Raw genomic sequence first — 17,725 nt, 5'->3', positions numbered from 1 at the left:
AGGCCTACAGACCCTGTCCCGATAGGGTGGCGGCGGCCTGGATCAGGGCGAGGTGGGTCAATCCCTGCGGCAGGTTGCCGAGATAGGTGCCGCTGATGGGGTCGGCCATCTCGGCATAGGTGCCGGAATTCCGGTCGAGAGCCGCCACCAGGGCCTCGAAGGCGGCTTCCGCCTCTGCCTGCTCTCCCAGCAGGGCCTTGGCTTCGATCAGCCAGAACGTGCAGGCGAGGAAGCAGCCCTCCTCCGCCTCCGCGCCGGTGTAGCGGTAGTGGTAGGGACCGCACCCCAACGCTCGGTCGATGGCCCGGCAGGTGGCGGCGAGGCGGACGGGATTGCCGAAGCGGAAGCGCACCGCAAGGGTCAGGGAGGCATCGAGCTTTTCGGTGCCCGGATGCATGACGTAGGATTGCTGCGCCTCGGACCAGCAATGCTGATCGATCCACTTGGCGACCCGGTCGCGGGCACGCGCCCAGCGCTCCCGGCACGCCCCCGGAAGGTGTCCGCCATCGGCGAGTTCCACCGCCCGGGCGAGGGCTTGCCAGCAGCTGATCTTGGAGCCGGTGTAGTGTTCGGCATCCGGCAGTTCCCAGATGCCCGCATCCTTGAGCTTCCAGGACTCGGCGCATTGGTCGGCGAGTTCGGCGAGCAGCGCCCCGGTGCGCAGGTCGAGCATGTTGCCGTCGGCGACGAAGCGCTCGGCGGTCTCGAAGATGTCGCCGTAGATGCCGTGCTGGTGCTGACCCGTCGCCAGGTTTCCGGTCCGCACGGGACGCGAGCCGCGATAACCCGGAAGGTCGATCTCCCGCTCTCCGGGCACGCGCCCGCCGTCGAGGGTGTAGAGCACCTGTGCCCCGTGCTCGCCGATGTGGCGCATCAGCCAGGACAGGGCGGCGTTGGCCTCGGCCTGCGCGCCCAGGCGCAGGAAGGCCTTGATGACGTAGCCGGCATCGCGGATCCAGGCGTAGCGGTAATCGTAGTTCTTGGAGCCGCCGATGCCCTCGGGCAGGGACGTCGTGGCCGCCGCCGCGATGGCGCCGGTGGGCGAGTAGAGCAGCAGCTTCAGCGCCAGGGCGCTGCGCTCGACCTGCTCGGCGTAGCGACCCCGATAGGCGAGCCGTTCGGTCCAGTCCCGCCACTCCCCGCACGACACGTCGATGCGCCGGTCGATCTCTTTGATGGGCGCCACCACCAGGGGCTGGTCCTCGGCCGCCACGATGGCGACGACTTCGCGCTGGCCTGCGCGCACCTCCACGAAGCCCAAGATGGCGTGGTCGTTCTCCGCCTCGATCCGGATGCCGTCGCTGGTCCGGAACAGGCCCATCATGCCGGCGACGTGGAAGGCGGTGCCGTTGCTGTTGCCCGACAGGTACGGGGCGGCCGTGTCGCCCCGGGTGCCGAACACCAGCGCCACCCGGAAGCGCACGTGCCCTTCCAGGCCCTCGATCCGGCGGGCCAGCTCCGCCCAGGGCAGGCGTCCGGCCGGGCCGCTGTTCAGGCTTTCGGTGAGCCGCGCGCGCCCGGTCTTCGTGGTGAAGACGGTCTCGTGGACGTTGCTGCCTTCGCGATAGCCGATCTCGGCCGTGAACGGCTCCTCCGGGGTGATCGCGAAGTAGCCGCCTTCGTCCGGGCTCAGCAGGCGGTCGAACAGCGGCGGCGAGTCGAGATTGGGGCAGCACCACCAGTCGATGGAGCCGTCGGCCCCCGAGAGTGCCACCGAGCGGCCCTCACCGATGGCCGCGTAGGCTTCGAGTGGGAGGTAGCCGTCGGTGCGGGTGACGGCACCACCTTCGCGGGGAAAAGGCTTCAGCACGGTACGGATACCCTTGGTGGGAAGCGGACGGCACGGGTCGGAGGCGGGCGCGCCGCCACGGGCAGTGCGTGCGCGTCGCGAGTGTCCGAACCAAGCCGACCGGAAGCCTCCGCGGAGACCTGGTCGAACCCGCGCCGTCATCGGCCGTTCCGGCCCGGACTTGCTGCATGTTGACACGGCAGTGCGCGTGAGAGGCCACGCCTGTGGCCCGGAGGCCGCATCGCCGTGCCCTTCCGTACGACCAGAATGAACGCTTATTGACCAGTGAATGAACATTCAATACGACGGTGGTGTCGGATGGAGGATGCGATGCAGCGGACCCACGAGGATGCCCGGTTTCAGGCGCTGGTGCGGCGGGTGCGGACACTCGTCGCGCCGGAGCACCTGCTGCTCGGGGCCGTGCTGGTGCTCGGCTGGGCCGCCCTGATTGCCTGGACCGGCAACGGCTCGGTCGGCTGGCAGGCCCGTCTCTGCGCCGATGCGGATGCCTCGGTCACCGCCTGCCGGATGGTCGCGCCGTCTGCGGACGGACGGGTCTCCTGAGCATGGCCTCGCCGGTCGGCACCCTCATCGATGCCCGCGCCGGACAGGCCGCGCGTCGAGAACAGATCCTCGACGCCGCCTGCGCCTGCTTCGTGCGCAACGGGTTCCATCGCACCACCATGCAGGATCTCGCCCGCGAGGCCGGGATGACGGCGGGCAATTTCTATCACTATTTTCGCTCGAAGGAGGCTCTGGTCCTCGGCTTGGTCGAGCGCGAGCGTGAGAGCGGCGCCCTCCTGGTGACGCGCCTCCAGCAGGAGGGCGACCGGCGCAGTGCCCTGTTCGGGGTACTCGGACAGTATTTCGGGTCGCTGACCCGCGAGGCGGCGGTGCTGCGCCTGGAGATCTGGTCCGAGGGAACCCGCAATCCCGCAATCGCGGCCCTCACGGCGGAGACGGAGGCGGAGGCGCGGGCTTGGTTCGAGGAGACCTTCGCCGACCTCGCCACCGCTTCGGACTGCGACCCGTCGGCCCTCTACGCCCTGCTGGCGCCCCAGCTGAAGGGCATCGTCCTGAGCCGCGCCATCCTGCCCGATTTCGATACGGGCATGGCCGTGGCGCAACTCCAGGCCCTGATCGAGGCAGGGCTCACCGGCCGCGCGTCTCTCCCGGCCGGGGAGCCCCGCTCATGCCCCGCCATGGAGTCCCGCTCATGAACTTCGCCCGCCTCGGCTTCGCCCTTCTCGCCCTGGCGCTGCCGGCCTCGGCGGCCCTCGCCGGCCCTGCGCCGGCGGGGCCCGTGCAGCCGAAATCGACGCTCGTGCCGACCATCAGCGTGGTCGAGGCCCGACGGCGGGAGATCGTCGAGTCGGTGGTCGTCACCGGCACCCTGGTCCCGCGCGACGAGATCCTGGTGACGCCGGAAATCGAGGGCTACCGGGTCACCGAGGTGCTGGTGGAGGAAGGCGCGCGCGTGGCCCGGGGCCAGGTGCTGGCCCGCCTCTCGCACGACCTCATCGACCGGCAACTCGCCCAGCAGGCCGCCCTAGTGGAGAAGGCCGAGGCCGCCGTGCCCCAGGCCCAGAGCAGCATCGAACAGGCGGAGGCCGCCGAGACCGAGGCACGCCTTGCCTTCGAGCGGGCGCAACAGCTCCTGAGGACCGGCAACGCCACCGCCGCCGTGATGGAAGGACGCACTGCGACCCTGCGCCAAGCCGAGGGCAAGCGCGCCTTCGCCCGCAACGGCCTGCGCATCGCACGGGCCGACCTCGCCCAGGCCCGCGCCGTTCTCGACGAACTGAACCTGCGTCTGGCCCGCACCGAGATCCGCGCGCAGGAGGCCGGTATCGTCAACCGCCGCAGCGCCCGCGTCGGCCTCGCGGCTTCGGCCTCGGCCTCGGCCGAGCCCCTGTTCCGCCTGATCGCCCGGGGCGAGATCGAGCTGGAGGGCGAGGTGCTCGAGACCAAGCTGCCGCAGCTCCGCGAAAACGCCCCGGCCTGGATCGAACTCGGCGACGGCTCCCGTGTCTCGGGCAGCGTGCGCACCGTGTACCCCGAGGTCGACAAGGCGACGCGCCTCGGCAAGGTCCGCGTCCGCCTCGATCCGGACCCGCGCCTGCGCATCGGCACCTTCGCGCGCGGCGCCGTCGAACTTGCCCGCACCCGCGGCGTGACCGTGCCGCAGGCCTCAGTGCTCTATGGCGGGGCTCAGCGCAGCACCGTCCTCGTTGTCGCGGACGACGTGGTGGAGGCCCGGGCCGTCCGCACCGGGCTGTCCGACGACGACGACATCGAGATCCGCGCCGGGCTCGGCGACGGTGAGCGCGTCGTGGCCCGGGCCGGCAGCTTCCTGCGCGACGGCGACCGGGTCCACCCGGTGGCCCTGGCGGTGCCGGAGCCCGCCCTGGCTTCGGGCCCCTCCCCGCGCGCGACCGCCGAGGCGGGCACGCCCTGATCGGGCGGGCGTGTCGCCTACCGCTCGCCCGAATTTCTCTCGCGGTGCTCCGCCATGCCGGGTCCGCCTTCGGCGACCCGGCATGGCGGCGTGTCCATTCTTGAGAGTGCCCTGTTTCCCGAGGCGGGAAGTCCGTTGCGCTCCCGCCGGCCGGCCCATGAACCCTGAACCCAACCCGCACCGAGCCGCCCCATGCGCCTGAACCTTTCCGCCTGGGCGATCCGCAATCCGATCGCCCCCCTCGTGCTGTTCATGGTGCTGATCGTGCTCGGCCTCGTCAGCTTCCGCAGCCTCGCGGTGACGCGGATGCCGAATGTCGACGTGCCCATCGTGTCGGTGACGATCACGCAGAGCGGGTCGGCCCCCGCCGAGCTGCAGACCCAGGTGACGAAGTGGGTCGAGGATTCGATCGCCGGCGTGCGCGGGGTCAAGCACATCACCTCGGCGATCACGGAAGGCTCGTCCGTGACCACGGTGGAGTTCCGCCTGGAGGTGAACACCGACCGGGCCGTCAATGACGTCAAGGATGCGATCTCGAAGATCCGCATCAACCTGCCCCGCACCATCGACGAGCCGGTGATCCAGCGCGTCGAGATCACCGGTCTGCCGATCCTGATCTACGGCGTGAGGTCGCCCGGCATGACGCCGGCCGAATTGTCCTGGTTCGTGGAGGACAAGGTCGCCCGGTCGCTCCAGGGCGTGAAGGGGGTCGGCGGCGTCGAGCGCGTCGGCGGTGTCGCCCGCGAGATGCGCGTCACCCTGCTGCCCGACCGGCTGCTGGCGCTCGGCATCACCGCCGCCGACGTCAACCGGCAGCTCCGCCTCACCTCCGCCGACATGGCGGGCGGGCGCGGCGAGGTCGGCGGGCGCGAGCAGTCGATCCGGACGCTGGCCGCGTCGCGATCTCTGCGCGACCTCAAGGCCACCTCGATCATCCTGCCCGGCGGCCGCAAGGTCCGCCTCGACGAACTCGCCACCCTGGAGGATTCCATCGAGGAGCCCCGCACCTTCGCGCGCTTCAACGGCGAGCCGGTGGTCGCCTTCGCGGTCTCGCGTGGCTCGGGGGCCAGCGATGCCGAGGTCGCGGAAGGCGTCGAGAAACGCATCGCCACGTTCCAGGCCGCCTACCCGGACATCCAGTTCGAGACCATCGATTCTTCGGTCGCCGCCACCATCGGCTCGTACGATTCGGCCATGCACACCCTGATCGAGGGGGCGGCCCTGGCGGTACTGGTGGTGTTCCTGTTCCTGCGCGACTGGCGCGCGACTCTGATCGCGGCCCTCGCGCTGCCGCTCTCGGTCTTCCCGACCTTCTGGGCCATGGAGGCCATGGGCTTCACGCTCAACGGCATCAGCCTGCTTGCCATCACGCTGGTAACCGGCATCCTGGTGGACGACGCCATCGTGGAGATCGAGAACATCGTCCGCCACATGCGGCTCGGCAAGTCGCCCTACCGCGCCGCCATCGAGGGCGCCGACGAGATCGGGCTCGCGGTCATCGCCATCACGGCGACCCTGATCGCGGTGTTCGCGCCGGTTTCGTTCATGGGCGGCATCGCCGGCCGCTACTTCATGCAGTTCGGGCTGACCATCGCGGTCTCGGTCTTCATGTCGCTGCTGGTGGCGCGCCTGATCACCCCGATGCTGGCCGCCTACTTTCTACGCGACCACGGCCACGAGGAGGGGCAGGACGGCCCGGTGATGCGCGCCTATGGCCGCCTCGTCGGCTGGTCGGTGCGCCACCGCGTCATCACGCTCATCGTCGGGCTTGCGCTGTTCGCGGGCTCGCTGGCCTCCACCGGCTTGCTGCCGTCGGGCTTCGTGCCCAAGCAGGACAATGCCCGCACGCTGTTCATGGTGGAACTCGCCCCCGGCGCCCGGCTCCCCGACACCGTCGCGGTCTCCGACCGGGTGGTGGCCCGCATCCGCGCCCTGCCCGAGGTGGTCTCGGTCTTCGTCGACGGCGGTCGCCAGGCCGGCGGCAAGCGGGAGACTCGGCTTGCCACCCTCATCGTCAACCTGACGCCGAAGAACCAGCGTACCCGTAAACAGGCCGCCATCGAGACCGAGATCGCCGGCCTCCTGGCGCAGGAACCCGACATCCGGTCGTGGACCCTGCGCGACGGCGGCCAGCGCGATCTCGCTCTCGTCGTCGGCGGTCCCGATGTCGATGTGGTCACCGAGGTCGCCGCCCGGCTCCAGCGCGATATGGCGGCGATCCCCCACCTCGTCTCGGTGATGTCGACGGCACCCCTCAACCGCACGGAGGTCCGCATCCGTCCGAAGGAGAGTGCGGCCGCCGATCTCGGCGTCTCCACCGACGCCATCGCGGAGACCGTCCGGGTCGGCACCATCGGCGACATCGGTCTCAACCTCGCGAAGTTCAACGCGCCCGACCGGCAGGTGCCGATCCGGGTGCAATTGCCGGAGAGCGCCCGCGCTGCGGTCTCGCGTCTCGAGAACCTCAAGGTGCCGGCCAAGAACGGGGCCGCCGTGCCGCTGGCGGCTGTCGCCGACATCGAGCTCGACCAGGGCCCCGGCGCCATCGAGCGCTACGACCGCGTGGTGCGCGTCGCCGTCGAGGCCAACATGGAAGGGTCGGACGCGCTCGGGTCCCTGATCCAGCAGGCGCTGGAGACCCCCACCGCGAAAAACCTGCCGCCGGGCGTAACCATCCGGCAGACCGGCGACGCCGAGATCATGGGCGAGGTCTTCTCGGGCTTCCTGATGGCGATGGGCGCCGGCATCATGATGGTCTACGCGGTGCTCGTGCTGCTGTTCGGCTCGTTCCTGCAGCCGCTGACCATCCTGTTCTCGCTGCCGCTCTCCATCGGCGGCGCCATCCTGGGCCTGCTGATCCTGAACATGCCGATCTCGATGCCGGTGGTGATCGGCATCCTGATGTTGATGGGGCTGGTGACCAAGAACGCCATCATGCTGGTGGACTTCGCCGTCGAGGAGATGGCCCGCGGCGTCGACCGCGTCACCGCGATCGTCGATGCGGGCCGCAAGCGCGCCCGGCCGATCGTGATGACCACCATCGCGATGGCGGCCGGCATGGTGCCCTCCGCCATGGCGCTCGGCATCGGCGGCGAGTTCCGGGCGCCGATGGCGGTGGCGGTGATCTCGGGCCTGATCGTCTCGACCCTGCTGTCTCTGGTGTTCGTGCCGGCGGTGTTCCTGTTGATGGACAGCCTCGGCGCCCTGCTCGGGCGGATCTTCGGCCGCTTCGTCGGCGCCCGGGACGAGACGGGCGACGCGCCCCTCCCGGTTCCGCACACGTCGGGATAGGCCGGGCGCATCGCGCTCGCCTCTTCCGTCCGACCCTTGCCCACGCCCAGCCACAACGCCGGCCACGCCGCCGCCGCTCGGGCGCTCCTTCAGGCTGATTCGGATGGTTGCACGGCGCGCCACGCGAGGTCCTCGGACAGAAGACGGCATGGACGAAGCCGATGATCTCCCGCGACCCATCGGCGTAGCCGTTGGAATGCATCGCATCAGAGTGGCTCCAACGATGGATCTATCGGGTCTAGATCATTGCCACCGGCCCCGTTCGTCCCTGGGGCCTGCCCCGATGCCTCCCGGAGTTCCCCCGTGTCCCAGACTCTCAGTGCCCACGCCACGCCCCTGTCAGGCGGCCGCAACATCCTCGCCTGGTCGCTCCAGGTCCTCCTCGCCCTCGTGTTCCTCGCTGCGGGCGGCGCCAAGCTCGCGGGCGCGCCGATGATGGTGCAGATCTTCGATCAGATCGGACTCGGACAGGGGTTCCGCATCGTCAGCGGCCTCGTCGAGGTCGTCGGCGCGGTCGCCCTGCTGGTCCCCGGCCTGGCCGCCATTGCGGCGATCTGGCTTGGAATCACCATGGTGGGTGCCGTGCTGGCCCATATCCTCGTCCTGCCGACACCGGTCGCCCCGGCCCTCGTGCTGCTCGGTCTCGCCGCCCTCCTGGCCTGGATGCGCCGGGGACAGGTGACGACGCTCCTGGCCCGCATCCGCTGACGCACCGTCCGGCTCCACGACCCCTCCGCCGGGAGGGATCGGCTGGACGGGATCGTTCCGGGGGGCCGCCCCCACGATCCCGACGCACAACCGTGACCCTCCGGCTCCGCCGGGTTTGGCGGAGCGCAACCGCCCGGCGGCGGCGGGCGTTCGAAGGCTCCCCTCACGGGCGATCGCGAGGCCGGGCGATGAAATCCACGAAGGCCCTCAGCGGCGCCGGCAGGTGGCGACGGCCCGGATAGTACAGGAACGGCCCCGGGAAGGGCTGCCACCAGGATTCGAGTACGGGCTCCAGCGTCCCGCTGGCGAGATGCGGGCGCAGCCAGTCCTCGAACAGGGTGATGATCCCGGTCCCGGCGATCGCCGCGGATACTGCCAGGTCGGTGGCGGCCCCGGCCCGGACGATGAGCGGTCCGCCGGGTTCGACGCGCACGACCTCTCCGTCGCGCTCGAACTCCCAGTCCGTCATCGCGCCGCTGGCGAAGCGCCCGCGCAGGCAGGCATGGGCCAGGAGGTCGCGCGGGTGGGCCGGACGACCGTGGCGATCGAGATAGGCCGGCGCGGCCGCCGTGGCGAAGCGCTGCCGACGCGGGCCGATCGGGATGGCGATCATATCCTGCTCGAGCCGGTCGTCGTAGCGAATGCCCGCATCGCACCCGGCCGCCAGAACGTCGACGAAGCTGTCCTCCGCCACCACGTCGAGGCGGATCTCCGGATAGGCGGCGAGGAAGGCAGGCACGATCCCGGGCAGGACGAGGCGGGCCGCGCTCACCGGCACGTTCAGCCTGAGGGTGCCGGCCGGGCGATCCCGAAGCCCGTTGACGACGTCGAGGGCCGCTTCGATCTCACCGAGCGCCGGGGTCAGCCGCTCGAGGAGGCGCGCGCCCGCCTCGGTCGGCGCGACGCTGCGGGTGGTGCGATGGAGCAGTCGGACGCCCAGCCGGGCTTCCAGGCGGCGCACGGCTTCGCTGAGGCCGGAGGCACTGAGGCCGCTCGCCCTGGCGCCTTCGCGGAAGCCACCGGCACGGGCGACCGCCACGAAGGCCGCGAGGTCACCGAGATCGGCCGCCATTGTTCGCCCTTTCGCACAGCCCGTGCCGATTGGGGCATGTTATCACGCAACCCCCATCGGCCTACATCCGCCGTCACCACGACGGAGAGAGACCATGACCGACATCGCACGCGCCGGGACCTATGCCCTGGGGGACCGCACCGTGAAGCGCCTGGGCTATGGCGCCATGCAGCTGGCCGGCCCGCAGGTGTTCGGGCCGCCGAAAGACCGGGCCGAGGCCGTCGCGCTTCTGCGCGAGGCTGTGGCTTCGGGCGTCGACCATATCGATACCAGCGACTTCTACGGCCCGCACGTCACCAACGAGATCATCCGCGAGGCTCTCCATCCGTATCCGGACGACCTCGTGATCGTCACCAAGATCGGGGCGATGCGCGGCGACGACGCTTCGTGGAACCCGGCCTTTTCGCCCGAGGCGCTGACGCGCGCGGTCCATGACAACCTACGCAACCTCGGTGTCGAGGCCCTCGACGTGGTGAACCTGCGTCTCATGTTCGACGTCCACGGTCCGGCCGAAGGCTCCATCGCGGCGCCCCTCGCCACCCTGGCCGAGCTTCAGCGCCAGGGCCTCGTCCGCCGGATCGGGCTCAGCAACGCCACCGCCCGGCAGGTCGCCGAGGGGCGGACCATCGCGGAGATCGTCTGCGTCCAGAACCAGTACAATCTCACCCACCGGGCCGACGACGCGCTGATCGACGACCTCGCCGCCTCGGGCACGGCCTACGTACCGTTCTTTCCGCTCGGCGGCTTCACGCCGCTCCAGTCGGCGACCCTGGACGCGGTCGCGGCCGATCTCGGCGCGACCCGGATGCAGGTGGCGCTCGCCTGGCTGCTCGCCCGCGCGCCCAACATCCTGCTGATCCCAGGCACCGCGTCGCGTGGGCACCTCCGCGAGAATCTGGCGGCGGCCGGGCTGACGTTGCCGGACAGCGCCCGTGCGGCCCTCGACGGGATCGCCGGCCCGGTCGCTTGAGGGCGGGCCCCCGTTCCACGGGCTGTGGCGCCGTCCGCTGCAAAGCACGCCATGGCCGGATTACGAGCCGACGAGAAGGCTCGCCGACTGGAACATGACGAAGACGAGGGTGCAGAGGGCGGCCGCGGCCAGGGCGTAGGACAGGCCCTTCATGAATTTGGTCACGTTCGGAGATCCGTTCAGCGAAGGCGGGCATGGCCCGGGAGGCGTCCCCTCCTGGGCCGTTCGCACGTATCGGAGGGGATGAGAGGTGGATCCGCCCCCTTCCGGCCGGCGCCGCGCGGCGCCGGCCGGGTCGGGAGGGAAGCGTCAGGCGGGCTTGCGGCCGTCGGCGGCGTAGCGGTCGATGGCCGAGGGAAGTTCCCGCGAGAGGCGCGCCAGCAGGGCCGGACGGCTCAGACCGGTCTGCTGGGTGAGATGGTCGAGGGTGTCCGGGCCGATGGCGCGCTCGAGATCGGCCTCGGGGATGTCGCGGTTGGGGCCGTGATTGACCCAGGAGGTCGCCGTCTCGCCGTGGCCGCCCTTGGTGAAGTGGTCGACCAGTTCGCTGAGGCCATTGGCGATCAGGCCGCCGATGCCGGCCGTACCGACGCCGCCGAGGAGGCTGCCGAGATTGCCGAGGCCGCTGCCGCCGGACTGTGTGCTGGTCGAGGAGGTGTTCGGAAGGTGCGGGATCGAGCCCTGCGTCGGGGTGCTGTCGTGACCCTTCAGCAGTTCGGCGAGCTTGTCGCGGTTCTGGTAGCCGGCCACGGCCAGCAGGCCCAGCAGCGCGGTCATCGAAGGATAGCCCTTGCTCATCGTCGGTCTCCGTTTCGGGTCTGTAACACTTGGTTTCGGGATCGGTTGGTTTCGGGATCGTTTGGTTTCGGGGTCGGTCCGGGCTGGGGCGCCCGGGGTCTCGCCGTCAGCCCGCCGTGGCGGCTTCCGTCGATGTCGTGCGCCCGGCCAGATCGCTCGGTTCGGCGGCGTACTGGCTGGCGGCGATGGTGCGCTTGACCGTGGAGCGGGCCGCGTCGATGGCGATCGCGGCCGCCGACAGGGTGCGGGCCTCGGTCGGGCGCTCGAGCGCGTGCTTGGCGATCTCGCCGGCCAGATCGTCGATCTCGCGGGCCAGATGCTCCAGGCGCGGGGCGTCGGTGGTGTCCTGGGCTTCCTGCCGGATCTCCAGCAGGCGGTCGGTGGCCTCCTCGATGCGCTCGCGGCGCAGGCGCGACAGGCGCTGGCCGACCCAGGCGAGCGCCGAGCCGATGCCGCCGCCGAGAAAGGCCACGAGGTAGATCCAGGTCTCGTAGCGTTCGATGAAGCCCTGCTGCTCACGCTCGAAGAAGTCGACGGCCCCCGGATGGATGGGCAGCCGCGCGCTCGTCGCACCCGCCGTGCTGTCGTAGCTCGGGGCCTGGAGGTAGTCGGCGGCCGGCGTCACGTTGGCCATGCCGCTGCGCATCTCGAACAGGTGCTGGGTCACATCGGCCGCCACCGGGCGGGACAGGCTGGCGCGGGCCATCAGGCGATAGGACGCCCCCACCGTATGGACATCCTCGGCCGGGACCTTGGGACTGCCGCCGAAGGTCTCGGCCGGCATTGTCACGGCCTGGAGGCGTGGCAGGCGCGCGATGATGGCGTCGGCGTTCTCGACATCGACGAAGGCGACCCTGCCGGTACGGCTGACCCGCTGGACGATCCCGACGATGCGTTGCGCGGTCGGCGAGGTCGGAGCGATCACCGACACCACCGCGTCGATGCGCTTGGCGGTGAAGGCCGCGCCGAGGTCGGCCTCTGCCATCTCGACCAGCACGACGTGACGCGGCGGAACCGGTCCCTCGGGCTCCTTGTCGAGCAGCACCAAACCGTAATGCTCGACCATGGACCGGATCAGCGCCTGGTCGGCGTCCCGGTGGGCCAGGATGGCCAGGCGCTTGCGGTCGAGCTGGGGGAACCGGGTCAGGCCGGACCCTTCGGGCGAAGCGATGATCATGGCCTGGTCGCGCAAGATCGCGAGGGTCAGGCCGTTATCGGGCAGATCGACGTCCGGACGCACCACGGCAAGGTCGGCGCGGCCCTCCTGGAGGGCGGCGGCGCTGTCGCGCACGTCGTCGAGGTCCAGGACCTTCAGCCGGATTTCCTTGTGGCGCTTGGCCAAAGCATCCGCATAGGCATGGATCAAGGCGGGCTCGGTGCCGTCCCGCGGGGCGACGGCGACCGTCAGCACCGTGGCTCGCGAGACCCAGTAGGCCACCCCAGCCGCGAGGCAGAGACATACCGTGAGCATCAGGAACACGAGTTCCGGGCGCAGGACGAACTTGGCGAACTTCATCGGTCGGCGTTCGCTCCCTCTCGGCGACCGGCAGGTCCACCTGCCCGGACCTTGCCGGACAGGTGCAGGATGCGAGGCACCGGCCCAATGGGCAGGCGCAAGGCGCGACGCGCCAGCCCTATGGGCAGGCGGAAGGCGCTCGGCGCGGGCTACGGGCAGGTATGGCGGTCGCCGTCATTGCCCAGGTAGGTGCCGCTGGCCGCGTCGTACGAGCGGAAGCGGCGGGCGCAGGCGGCCACCGCCTCGGCGGGGATTCCGCGCGGGGCGGCTTGGGCCTGCGAACTGGCGATGGCGCCGCCGATGATGGCCCCGGCGGCGAGACCGGCGACGCCGGCACCGACGGCCGCGCCGACGCCGGGTCCGCGGCGATAGCCGTAGCCGCGACGATAACCGTAGCCCCGGCCGTAGCCTCGTCCGCCGCGCCATCCGTGGCGGTGACCGAAGCGACGGTACTGGGCGTAGCCGGTCGGAAGGTCACCGCGTACCAGCGCCTCGACCGGCGCAGCCGTGGTGGGCGAAGCCTGGGCCGGCAGCCCGACGAGGGTGGCGACGACGGTCGCGGCAAGGGCGAGGGTCAGCTTCATCGTGGATCGGTTTCCAGGCTGGGTTTCGTGGGAGCGCGGCGGATCAGAAACGCGGATGCTCAGTAGCCCCGACGGTTCGGCGGGGTGGAGGCCCGGCCGCCGAAGCGGCGGCTGACATAGGCGATGACCTTCGGGAGCAGGAAGGCGGTGAGGAGCTTGCGGATCATGGGATGGTCTCCGTGGTGGTAGGATCGTCGGGCGGGGATCAGCGCCTTAGAGATCAGCGCTTCGGACGGGCGAGCCAGCCGACCGCGAAGGCGACGGCGGCAAGTCCGAGCAGGGCCGAGGTTCGGTTGTCGTCGGCGTAGCGCGCCGCCTGTCGGCCGTAGGTCGCGCCGCGGCTGCGGGCCTGACGGGCGTAGTCGCGCCCCTCGTCGATGAGGTTTCCGGCCCGGTCGCGCGCATCGCCGACAAAGTGGCGGCCGCCCTCGATCAGGTTTCCGGCACGGTCCCGGACCTCGTGGGCGAGGTGACGGCCGTCCTCGGCCAGATCTTCAGCCCGGTCGCGGGCGCGGCCATAGGCGTATTGCGCGCCGCCCGCGACCTGGTTGACGGCACCGCGGACCTGGCGGCCCGGATCACCGGTGACGCCGCCGAGGGCAGTCTGGGCGCGACCCTTGAGGTTGCGGGAAGCACCGCGGAACTGATCGCGATTCATGAGTTTCTCCTGATCGTTCGGATGGGATGGGATGGAGCGGCGAGGCCGCCCCATCGGAGCGCGGAGGAATCCGCATAGTGAATGCGGTCGGCGCCTGCCTGCGCCTCAGTGCTTGCCGGTGACCTTGTCGACCACCGAGGCGACGCCGTCCTTGGCCTCGCCGACGGTGCGCTGGGCCTCGCCCTTGAGTTCCTGGGCCTTGCCCTCGGCAACGAGCTTGTCGTTGCCCGTGACCTTGCCGACGCCTTCCTTGAGGTTTCCGACGGCTTCGTTGGCGAGGCCCTTCAGCTTGTCCGTGGTGCTGCTCATGGGATGGCTCCTTTGATGTGAGGGATCGCGATCTTCGCAGAGGGACCGGCCGGTCGCGGGGACCGGCCGGGGATGGGCTCAGACGCGGCGGGCGTCGTAAGCGTCGGCGAGGGTGTGGAGCTTCGGGGCGCCGATCCGGCCACCGAAGAAGCCGGCGAGCGCGCCGAGGATCAGGGCGAGCGCGCCGTAGAAGGCACCCTGGGTCGCGGCGGACTTGGCGGCCACGGCGGCGGCCTCGGCCTTCACCTTGGCGGTGGCGACGGTCTCGTCGTACTGCTTCTTGTAGTCTTGGATCTGAGCCTTGGCCTGATCGACCGGGATGTTCTGCGCCTTGGCGAGAGCGTCGGCGGCGCGGTTCTCGGCCTGGGCCTTCTGGGCCGGGTCACCCGTGAACAGGGCGCGGATGGCGGCCACAGCCGCATCCTTGGCGGCCTGCGGGTCCTGGCCGGCGGTCTGGTTGCGGACCGACTGCTCGATGCCGTCGAGCGGGTTGGTGATCTTCGACAGCGAGGGCGCTGCGGCCTGGGCCGCCGTCTGCACGGTTCCGCCGACGAGCGAGCCGGCGCCGCCGAGCGTGCTGGTCACGCCCGAGAAGGCGCCGCCGATGAGGCCACCGGCCGCCGAGGTCAGCAGGTAGAGCACCACGAGCGTGGTCACCGCCCAGGAGACGAGGCCGTGCAGGCCGGCCGCACCGGTGACGGGCTTGCCCGAGAGGCGGCCGGCGATGAAGCCGCCGGCGAGCGAGGCGACGATGCCGGAGCCCACGAACCAGATGCCGGCGCTCATCGACAGGGTCGAGGCGGCCGGGTTGTCGGCAGCCACCGGGCCGACGCTGGACAGGCCGACGCCGACGCCGACCATGTTGAGGATGACCTGGGTCACCAGGGCGGTGACGGCGCCGGCGAAGATGGCGCCCCAGGAAACCTGGTTCAGCAGGACGGTGCGGGTGTCGGCCGAGGCGCCGGGGGTGGCGAGGGTGGGGGAAGTGGACACTTAGAGGTACTCCGGGTGGTCGGTCGTCCGAGAAGTTCGGTCGTTCGAGGGGGGCGTGAGGGTGGGAGGGCTGCACGACCGCGCGTCAGGCGCGGCCGTGAAGGTCGGGTGCGGCGCTGCGGATCAATCGCGGCCGTGAATGAGGAGGCCGAGGCCGTAGCCGAGAAGGCCGGCCACGAGCAGGGCGGCGACGGGGTGCTCGCCGATCTGGGCAACGGCTTCGCGTCCGCTCTGGCGCAGGGTGTGGCCGCCGTTCTCGTAGGCGTCCTCGGCGTAATCGTAGGCTTCGCGGCCGGCATTTCGGACCGAACGCTCGGCGCGCTCGTAGGTGTCGCCGGCGGCGTCCTGTGCGTGGCGGGCCCGATCCTTGATCGCGCGTCCGTCGGACCCGGCGACGTCGTCGACGGCATCGCGGACTCGCGCACCCACGTCGCGCGCCGTATCGGCGACACGGTCGGCCGCATCGCGCACGGCGTCCTTGGCCTGGCCGTAGAGGTTCTCGGCCGTGCCCTGAACCTCGCGGGCGCGGCCCTCGACCGAGTCCCGGTTCGAGCCGGTCAGGTCGCCGACGGCGCCCTGGATCTTGCCGCCGAGTTCCTGTGCGGCGCCGGTGATCCGGTTGGTATCGACCATGATGTGTCTCCTGTGTGTGATGCGGGTGGATGGGGTGAAGGTCTGCGACGTTCCGGCAAAGCTACGACTTAGGGGCAGTCTTTGTTTTCACGTCGGAGTTCGGTGGTTTCTGGCGAGGCTCGGCTTCATGCCGCGTCGTCAGGTCTTGCTGGGACTTGAAGTCTTGCTGGGACTTGCCTTCCGCCTCGACCCGACCGTCGCCGATCAGCTTGCCGATGGCTTCCTTGACCGAGCCCTTGAGCGTCTCCGAGGTCGGCCCCACCCCAATCTTGTTCTCGGTCCCGGTCTTTATCTCCGTCCCGGTCCTGCGCCCGGTCCTGGATTTCGGCTCGTTCATGAAGGCGCGCTCCTGAAGGACTGTCAGGATCGAGACCCCTGACGCGGGATGGCCTGGACGGGCTGGGCGACACTCGTCCGCACCCCAGGTGGCATCGGAATGACGCCAGACAATGGTTCATTCGTACTAGTACAATGAGTTTTATTAACTAGGTGCGGCGGTCGGAAATCCATTGTTCCGCCCCCACACGATGGCCTCGGAGCGCTTGTGGACATCGAGTTTCCGGTAGAGCGCGGCGGAGTGATTGCGCACCGTGTTCTTCGACAGGTTGAGACGCTTGGCGATGACGTCGTCGCTGAGGCCCTGGCAGATCAGGTCCAGAATCTGGCGCTCCCGCACCGTCATGTTGGGCGAGACCGCATCCTGGTGGTCGCCGCCGGGCTGGCGCAGGTTGGCCAGCTTCTCGATCAGCCCGCGGCTGAACCAGGAGGTGTCGGCCATCACCGCCTCGATGGCCTCGAACAGGTCGCGCTCCGTGCGCTTGCGGTCGGTGATGTCCTGCAGGACGAGGAGCGCGAAGGCCTCCTCGCCGATCTCGACCCGCTCGGCCGAGATCAGGCAGTCGAGATTGGTGCCGTCTTCGTGCTTGAGGCAGGCCTCCAGTCCGAGCACGTAGCCGGTGCGCGCCACCGCCGTCTCGAACCGGATCCGGGCCGCCTCATGGACCCAGAGGCCGAGATCCGCAGGCGAGCGTCCGCTCACCGTGTCGCTGCCGTAGCCGAAGACCCGCGCGAAGGCCTCGTTGACGCCCGTGATGGCAAAGCCTTCCGCCCGCGCCAGGAGGGTCGGCACGGGTGTCAGGCGAAACGCCTTGGCGAAGCGCTCCTCGCTCTGGCGCAGGGCCGTCTCGGCTTTGCGCCGGAGGTCGAGGTCGGCGAAGGTGAAGAGCATGCACGGCTCGTCGCCGAGATCCATGGGCTGGCCGGCTACGATCACGTAGCGGCTTCCGCCATCCGGCAGGTCGAGGCAGGCCTCCATCTGGGGAATGGTGCCGCCCTCGTTGAGCCGCGAGATCGCCAGATCCCGGCTGCGGGCATTGGCCAGGACGTCGACCTCGTAGACGCTGCGGCCGATCACGGCGTCGCGGGTGTAGCCGGTCATCTCGAGGAAACCGAGATTCACCTTGACGTGACGCAGGTCCGAAAGCCGGCAGATCACCGCCGGGGCCGGGTTGGCGTTGAAGGTGGCCTCGAAGCGCGCCTCTGCCTCGAACTGCTCGGAAACATCCTTGAGGATCAGCGCGAGGCAACTCGGGTTGCCCTCGCGGTCGGTGGCCACCAGGCTGCGCAGCGAGTGGACGAAATCGACGTCCGGCCGATCGGTGCGCTTCACCTCGACGATGACGTCATGGAAGCGCTCACCCGAGACCACGCGCTCGATCGGATACTGGTTCGGAGCGTGGTTGTTGCGGTAGCGCAGGGCGAAGCGCTCACGATAGGCGTCCACGGTCTCGCCGAGCTCGCCGACGGTCTCGGCTCCGTGCATCGCCAACGCGGCCTCGTTGGCATACGCGATGGTCTGGTCGGGCTCGACCAGGATCACGCCCTCGCTGAGGCCGGCGATGATTTGCCGGAGTTCATGCCTGTCGACGCCGAGGGTCACGGTGGCT

17 protein-coding genes are annotated in these 17,725 nt (G+C 70.2%); 6 read left to right on the top strand and 11 right to left on the bottom strand.

All coding sequences use genetic code 11. The features are described 5' to 3' along the window. Positions 1-4 precede the first annotated feature (4 nt). Positions 5-1,810 carry a glycoside hydrolase family 15 protein gene (locus tag J7U37_RS15580; RefSeq protein WP_247636308.1) on the bottom strand — a complete coding sequence of 602 codons (1,806 nt, stop codon included), beginning with the start codon at positions 1,808-1,810 and terminating at the stop codon, positions 5-7. Between the two features lie 309 nt (positions 1,811-2,119). On the opposite strand from J7U37_RS15580, the gene J7U37_RS15575 reads away from it, so the two are divergent. The 5 genes from J7U37_RS15575 (at position 2,120) to J7U37_RS15555 (ending at position 8,246) form a co-directional block, all read left to right on the top strand. Beyond that, positions 2,120-2,353, top strand: a complete 234-nt coding sequence (locus tag J7U37_RS15575) for a hypothetical protein (RefSeq protein WP_156634374.1) — start codon at positions 2,120-2,122, stop codon at positions 2,351-2,353. A gap of 2 nt (positions 2,354-2,355) precedes the next feature. Continuing rightward, the gene (locus J7U37_RS15570; protein ID WP_247636307.1) at positions 2,356-3,009 is read left to right on the top strand and encodes a TetR/AcrR family transcriptional regulator; all 654 of its coding nucleotides are present in this window, start codon (positions 2,356-2,358) and stop codon (positions 3,007-3,009) included. Beyond that, positions 3,006-4,247 (top strand): efflux RND transporter periplasmic adaptor subunit, encoded by a 1,242-nt coding sequence (locus tag J7U37_RS15565; protein WP_247636306.1) that lies wholly within the window; start codon positions 3,006-3,008, stop codon positions 4,245-4,247. The genes J7U37_RS15570 and J7U37_RS15565 overlap by 4 nt, the downstream gene beginning before the upstream one ends. 192 nt (positions 4,248-4,439) lie before the next feature. Further along, entirely contained in the window at positions 4,440-7,538 is a 3,099-nt protein-coding gene (locus J7U37_RS15560; RefSeq protein ID WP_056480849.1) for an efflux RND transporter permease subunit, read from the top strand. A gap of 303 nt (positions 7,539-7,841) precedes the next feature. After that, positions 7,842-8,246: a DoxX family protein gene (locus J7U37_RS15555; RefSeq protein ID WP_056480851.1), complete on the top strand. Its 405-nt coding sequence runs from the start codon at positions 7,842-7,844 to the stop codon at positions 8,244-8,246. Between the two features lie 163 nt (positions 8,247-8,409). Here J7U37_RS15555 and J7U37_RS15550 read toward each other — a convergent pair whose 3' ends face one another. After that, complete coding sequence (locus tag J7U37_RS15550; protein ID WP_247636305.1) at positions 8,410-9,318, bottom strand: LysR family transcriptional regulator; 909 nt, start codon at positions 9,316-9,318, stop codon at positions 8,410-8,412. Positions 9,319-9,412: 94 nt separating this feature from the next. Between J7U37_RS15550 and J7U37_RS15545 the strand changes: the two genes are divergently transcribed. Beyond that, positions 9,413-10,288, top strand: a complete 876-nt coding sequence (locus J7U37_RS15545; protein ID WP_056480855.1) for an aldo/keto reductase family oxidoreductase — start codon at positions 9,413-9,415, stop codon at positions 10,286-10,288. Positions 10,289-10,597: 309 nt separating this feature from the next. Here J7U37_RS15545 and J7U37_RS15540 read toward each other — a convergent pair whose 3' ends face one another. The 9 genes from J7U37_RS15540 to J7U37_RS15500 all read right to left on the bottom strand — a co-directional run bounded on the left by J7U37_RS15540 (position 10,598) and on the right by J7U37_RS15500 (position 17,718). After that, positions 10,598-11,086, bottom strand: a complete 489-nt coding sequence (locus J7U37_RS15540) for a YidB family protein (RefSeq protein ID WP_056480857.1) — start codon at positions 11,084-11,086, stop codon at positions 10,598-10,600. A 106-nt stretch (positions 11,087-11,192) separates the two neighbouring features. After that, positions 11,193-12,602: a TAXI family TRAP transporter solute-binding subunit gene (locus J7U37_RS15535; RefSeq protein WP_056190481.1), complete on the bottom strand. Its 1,410-nt coding sequence runs from the start codon at positions 12,600-12,602 to the stop codon at positions 11,193-11,195. A gap of 149 nt (positions 12,603-12,751) precedes the next feature. Then, on the bottom strand, positions 12,752-13,186 hold the full coding sequence (locus tag J7U37_RS15530; protein ID WP_247636304.1) for a BA14K family protein: 435 nt from the start codon (positions 13,184-13,186) through the stop codon (positions 12,752-12,754). Positions 13,187-13,406: 220 nt separating this feature from the next. Continuing rightward, the gene (locus tag J7U37_RS15525; protein WP_247636303.1) at positions 13,407-13,844 is read right to left on the bottom strand and encodes a CsbD family protein; all 438 of its coding nucleotides are present in this window, start codon (positions 13,842-13,844) and stop codon (positions 13,407-13,409) included. 105 nt (positions 13,845-13,949) lie between these two features. Next, positions 13,950-14,153 carry a CsbD family protein gene (locus J7U37_RS15520; protein ID WP_056190475.1) on the bottom strand — a complete coding sequence of 68 codons (204 nt, stop codon included), beginning with the start codon at positions 14,151-14,153 and terminating at the stop codon, positions 13,950-13,952. 78 nt (positions 14,154-14,231) lie between these two features. Further along, positions 14,232-15,146 (bottom strand): PhnA-like protein, encoded by a 915-nt coding sequence (locus J7U37_RS15515; RefSeq protein WP_247636302.1) that lies wholly within the window; start codon positions 15,144-15,146, stop codon positions 14,232-14,234. 123 nt (positions 15,147-15,269) lie between these two features. Then, on the bottom strand, positions 15,270-15,779 hold the full coding sequence (locus J7U37_RS15510) for a CsbD family protein (RefSeq protein WP_056190470.1): 510 nt from the start codon (positions 15,777-15,779) through the stop codon (positions 15,270-15,272). A 61-nt stretch (positions 15,780-15,840) separates the two neighbouring features. Further along, positions 15,841-16,047, bottom strand: coding sequence for a hypothetical protein (locus J7U37_RS15505; protein ID WP_156634383.1), 207 nt, complete (start codon positions 16,045-16,047; stop codon positions 15,841-15,843). A 213-nt stretch (positions 16,048-16,260) separates the two neighbouring features. Then, the gene (locus tag J7U37_RS15500; RefSeq protein ID WP_056480869.1) at positions 16,261-17,718 is read right to left on the bottom strand and encodes a helix-turn-helix transcriptional regulator; all 1,458 of its coding nucleotides are present in this window, start codon (positions 17,716-17,718) and stop codon (positions 16,261-16,263) included. Positions 17,719-17,725 lie beyond the last annotated feature (7 nt).

It is taken from the genome of Methylobacterium sp. 37f, from assembly GCF_023093475.1.
Taxonomy (GTDB): Bacteria; Pseudomonadota; Alphaproteobacteria; order Rhizobiales; family Beijerinckiaceae; genus Methylobacterium.
This window is presented reverse-complemented; position numbering and strand designations above follow the sequence as displayed.

Coding starts and splice junctions, on each gene's coding strand:
- J7U37_RS15575 (WP_156634374.1), top strand. CDS start 2,120: ATGCAGCGGACCCACGAGGATGCCCGGTTTCAGGCGCTGGTGCGGCGG.
- J7U37_RS15570 (WP_247636307.1), top strand. CDS start 2,356: ATGGCCTCGCCGGTCGGCACCCTCATCGATGCCCGCGCCGGACAGGCC.
- J7U37_RS15565 (WP_247636306.1), top strand. CDS start 3,006: ATGAACTTCGCCCGCCTCGGCTTCGCCCTTCTCGCCCTGGCGCTGCCG.
- J7U37_RS15560 (WP_056480849.1), top strand. CDS start 4,440: ATGCGCCTGAACCTTTCCGCCTGGGCGATCCGCAATCCGATCGCCCCC.
- J7U37_RS15550 (WP_247636305.1), bottom strand. CDS start 9,318: ATGGCGGCCGATCTCGGTGACCTCGCGGCCTTCGTGGCGGTCGCCCGT.
- J7U37_RS15545 (WP_056480855.1), top strand. CDS start 9,413: ATGACCGACATCGCACGCGCCGGGACCTATGCCCTGGGGGACCGCACC.
- J7U37_RS15540 (WP_056480857.1), bottom strand. CDS start 11,086: ATGAGCAAGGGCTATCCTTCGATGACCGCGCTGCTGGGCCTGCTGGCC.
- J7U37_RS15535 (WP_056190481.1), bottom strand. CDS start 12,602: ATGAAGTTCGCCAAGTTCGTCCTGCGCCCGGAACTCGTGTTCCTGATG.
- J7U37_RS15530 (WP_247636304.1), bottom strand. CDS start 13,186: ATGAAGCTGACCCTCGCCCTTGCCGCGACCGTCGTCGCCACCCTCGTC.
- J7U37_RS15525 (WP_247636303.1), bottom strand. CDS start 13,844: ATGAATCGCGATCAGTTCCGCGGTGCTTCCCGCAACCTCAAGGGTCGC.
- J7U37_RS15520 (WP_056190475.1), bottom strand. CDS start 14,153: ATGAGCAGCACCACGGACAAGCTGAAGGGCCTCGCCAACGAAGCCGTC.
- J7U37_RS15510 (WP_056190470.1), bottom strand. CDS start 15,779: ATGGTCGATACCAACCGGATCACCGGCGCCGCACAGGAACTCGGCGGC.